Source organism: Paraburkholderia sp. RL18-085-BIA-A, from assembly GCF_046027075.1.
GTDB lineage: Bacteria > Pseudomonadota > Gammaproteobacteria > Burkholderiales > Burkholderiaceae > Paraburkholderia.
In genome coordinates, this window is record NZ_JARESU010000326.1 from 1 (window position 1) to 3,238 (window position 3,238).

A 3,238-nucleotide genomic window follows, 5' to 3' on the forward strand; every position below is an offset into this window, starting at 1 on the left:
CTTTTTTGCTCGCAGGCGCTTGAGCACCTCGAACCCGTCGATGCCCGGGAGCATGACGTCGAGTACGATGAGATCGTAGTCTTCATGGAGCGCGAGGAACAAACCGTCGTTGCCATCGTTAGAAACATCGACGGTGAAGCTTGCCTCCATTAGGCCTTTGCGAAGGTACGAGGCCATCTTCGGTTCGTCTTCGACGATCAGGATACGCATGATGAAAACCCTTTCGCACATCACGTCGTGCATTCAATGCGGATAGTACATTACGCTAATTTCATCTGCGCAGCGTATCGAAATGGGGCAGAGTCAATTGGGCAACGGCAAGGATTACCAAGTCCTCAAATGCCAATACTGGCAACTCTATTGGAATCGCCTCGGCAGTGCTCTTCGAAACGACGGACAGGTAATTGTAAAAAGACTTGGTTGCGTCAAGATGGACGGAAAATGACAAAAAAGTCATGAATCGGGACGCTTATCCGGTCATGGCTCGAGCGCTTCCACCCTGTCGTTTCGCACCGCGCTGGCTTCGCCGTGGAAGGGACCGGCAGCGCTCGGTGTCGTGGCGCTCGTCGTTCTGGCCATATGCAGCATCACGCTGCCGACCTTCCGGGTCAATAACCTGATTCGCGCGGTTTTGTATGCGGCAGTCGCGTTGACCGTCGATCTGTTGTGGCAATCCGCTGGCTGCGTTTTTCGGACTGTAGAGACAGGGATAGGACGGATGTGCACTATCATGCGCATTCTGTCATATAGGAAACAAATTCCGCACTATGATGCGCGTTGCGGTGGCGGCGGATACAGTCACGCTTCGAGATCGTCGTCGAACAGCTTCGCCGACTCTCCTTGATCACGTCATTCTGCCGCCGCCTCAACATCAAGCTGGCAAAGCCAACAAAGCCTCACATCTCGCCGCGTCGAAGAATCGCCGAGCGCCTCCGGACTCAGCGCTTCGCCGAGTAACACCACAGGCTGGTGAGTACCCAGGCGTCTTCGTCTACTGCGATACCGCCGCCCAGGGACGTGTCAATCTTTGGCGTACCGTCCAGAAGCCGTCCATAGGCAGTACGTTGCGCCGACTCGAGGGCCTCCAGTCGCTTGCGCAACCGCGCTCCCGTGTTGGCATTGGTACGCGTCGAACAGCTGAGAGCATAGCTGGGCAAGTGACGCGAGGCCAGCGGCCTGGTCTGGGTGCCCGACCTCTCCTGCGCTGAGTACGTCATCGAGAACCGGAGCGAGACGACGCAGTCGCATAAACATCGCGGCTTCTACTTTCATTTTTGGCCTCCTGTGGCCAGACGCGAAGCGCACCTTGGGACGCTCATCCTTGCGCGCAACACCGTGGCAAGCAATGCCCGGCAATCCGACGAGGACTTTCCGCTTGCGAGCAATTCCTGTTCAAACGCTCGCTGCAGAAACTCAGGGACCGCGTCGCTTAGCGCCTGCGACAAACAGTCGAGCGTCTGTTTTCTTCCGTCAGTGCGGTGGAAATGGGCGCGATCTGTGATTTGAGGTCGTCGAGTAGAGTCCGGATTTCCGATGGGTTGATGCTCCTCAATGCAGACTTGCGCTTTGCAGCGATCGTGGGGCTCCCAAGGTCTTTCGGTAGCATTTAAGCCAGGGCACGAACGTGTACTCCGCATACACGTTGCTTCCGATACATATCAAGTTATGCAGAACAACTGACACGGTGACTCTTCGAAGACGATAAACAAACGAACCGGCCTGGCGGGCCACCCTAAAACGATGATGTTGTGCCCATACCGATTCGCGAGCTTTGCGCTGTCGTCGCGACAACGCTGCCTCGATGGGAGAAGAGTAGGCTCTGCCGAAGGGCGAATCTACTATACGGTGGAATAGATCGATGCAGCGTAAACATTACCTGGGTATGCGGGCGTATAGCGGCGGTAAGGAGATTTAACGCGCGGTGTCGAATCCCGCCCCGCAGTGGGCAATTCAGTAAGGCCTGGAGGCGCCGCGACGTTCTCGTTCAGCTTTTCGTCAGCCCGATATAGGAGGCAAACGCTCCGTGACGCACGAGGCGACCGGCACGGACGTGGGTTCTGTTCACATATACATTTGTATTATGTCGCCGGGCACCATTCCACGCTAATCTACAACTTGAAAAGATACATACGACATCGCTCGTCATCGCCTGCAAACCAGATGACGTCCGTTGTTTCGCAGCCGTGCCGCAATTATTATTGTTCGAGCTGTCTTGACTCAACGCTGTAACGATTGATCCCACCGTCCCCTGTTAGCCGCCAGCGCATCGGCGGCATTTTTTTTGTATCGCAGGCCAAACCCAATGGGCTGCCGACTCGAAAGCATGGCAAATCGCCGCAGCGACAATCTGCATCTTGAGTATTGGGAGGCCTTCAGATGAAAGTACTCCAGGTAGACGATTACCGTCCTACCATCGGCTCGCTCGCCGACGCCGCCTGCTCGATGGGTCACGCAGCGACCAGAGCCTACACCGGGGTCGGTGCACTCGTAGCTGCAAGTGGAGAAGAGTAGAAGGAGCGTTCGAGCTTATTTTTTTCTGGACATAGGGTTGCCCGACATCGGGGTATGCGTCGGCCAAAAGCATTTTCGATTGTGACGGGCTGTTTCATGCCGCGAGCGGTGAAGTCGCACCAGGCGGCTACGCGAGTTCACCGCGTCACACGCGGATCAAATCCCGCACAGAAGGATCACCCTCCAAGCGTCAGGACAGTCATGGATTACCACGTCAGCTACGAATACAGCCTGAAAAATCAACCGGACGAATTCATCGTCCGCGTCCCCTCGCAGCTCGTAGAAAACATACCGGCCAATGTGCCGCGCGCACTCCTGCCGGAATACATCACCGAGTTGATCCTGAAGCGCTCGGCCCAAATCAGGAAGATCCGGCATCTCCGGATTCTTTGAAGACGCCCAGCCTGCATCTGGCAGCGACCGCTGCGCGCCAAGTGCAACAGCGGACAGCGCATGGGTCAGAACGGATCGGAAACGGCTTATCGGGTGCAGGCTTCCCGCGCCGGAGCAATGATAGGTGGAAACGAGTGAAGGCCGCGGCGCGGCCCTCGTGCCCGAACGTGCAATTAGTTTTCGGCGAGCTTGTCGGCAAGCGACCTCACGCGCGACTGGTCCGTGTGCGTCGCTTGCGCAAGGCGGGTACCGTAATCGGCGTCCGCCTTGTAGAAGTACGACAGCATCGTGTACCTGTTCGCATCGTTGGTCACGCGGTTCAGATCGCTGGACA

Annotated in this window: 4 protein-coding genes; 2 read left to right on the forward strand and 2 right to left on the reverse strand. The window is 56.7% G+C overall.

What is annotated here, in order from left to right; genetic code table 11:
- The coding region (locus tag P0D89_RS51850) for a response regulator (protein ID WP_408370768.1) at positions 1-210 on the reverse strand (210 nt) is incomplete at its 3' end.
- 2,166 nt (positions 211-2,376) lie between these two features.
- Between P0D89_RS51850 and P0D89_RS51855 the strand changes: the two genes are divergently transcribed.
- Both P0D89_RS51855 and P0D89_RS51860 read left to right on the forward strand, forming a co-directional pair.
- Positions 2,377-2,511 carry a hypothetical protein gene (locus P0D89_RS51855; protein WP_408370770.1) on the forward strand — a complete coding sequence of 45 codons (135 nt, stop codon included), beginning with the start codon at positions 2,377-2,379 and terminating at the stop codon, positions 2,509-2,511.
- 201 nt (positions 2,512-2,712) lie between these two features.
- Positions 2,713-2,904 carry a hypothetical protein gene (locus tag P0D89_RS51860; protein WP_408370772.1) on the forward strand — a complete coding sequence of 64 codons (192 nt, stop codon included), beginning with the start codon at positions 2,713-2,715 and terminating at the stop codon, positions 2,902-2,904.
- A 173-nt stretch (positions 2,905-3,077) separates the two neighbouring features.
- Here P0D89_RS51860 and P0D89_RS51865 read toward each other — a convergent pair.
- Positions 3,078-3,238 (reverse strand): DUF2250 domain-containing protein (locus tag P0D89_RS51865; RefSeq protein ID WP_408370774.1); only part of this gene is annotated, 161 nt, incomplete at its 5' end.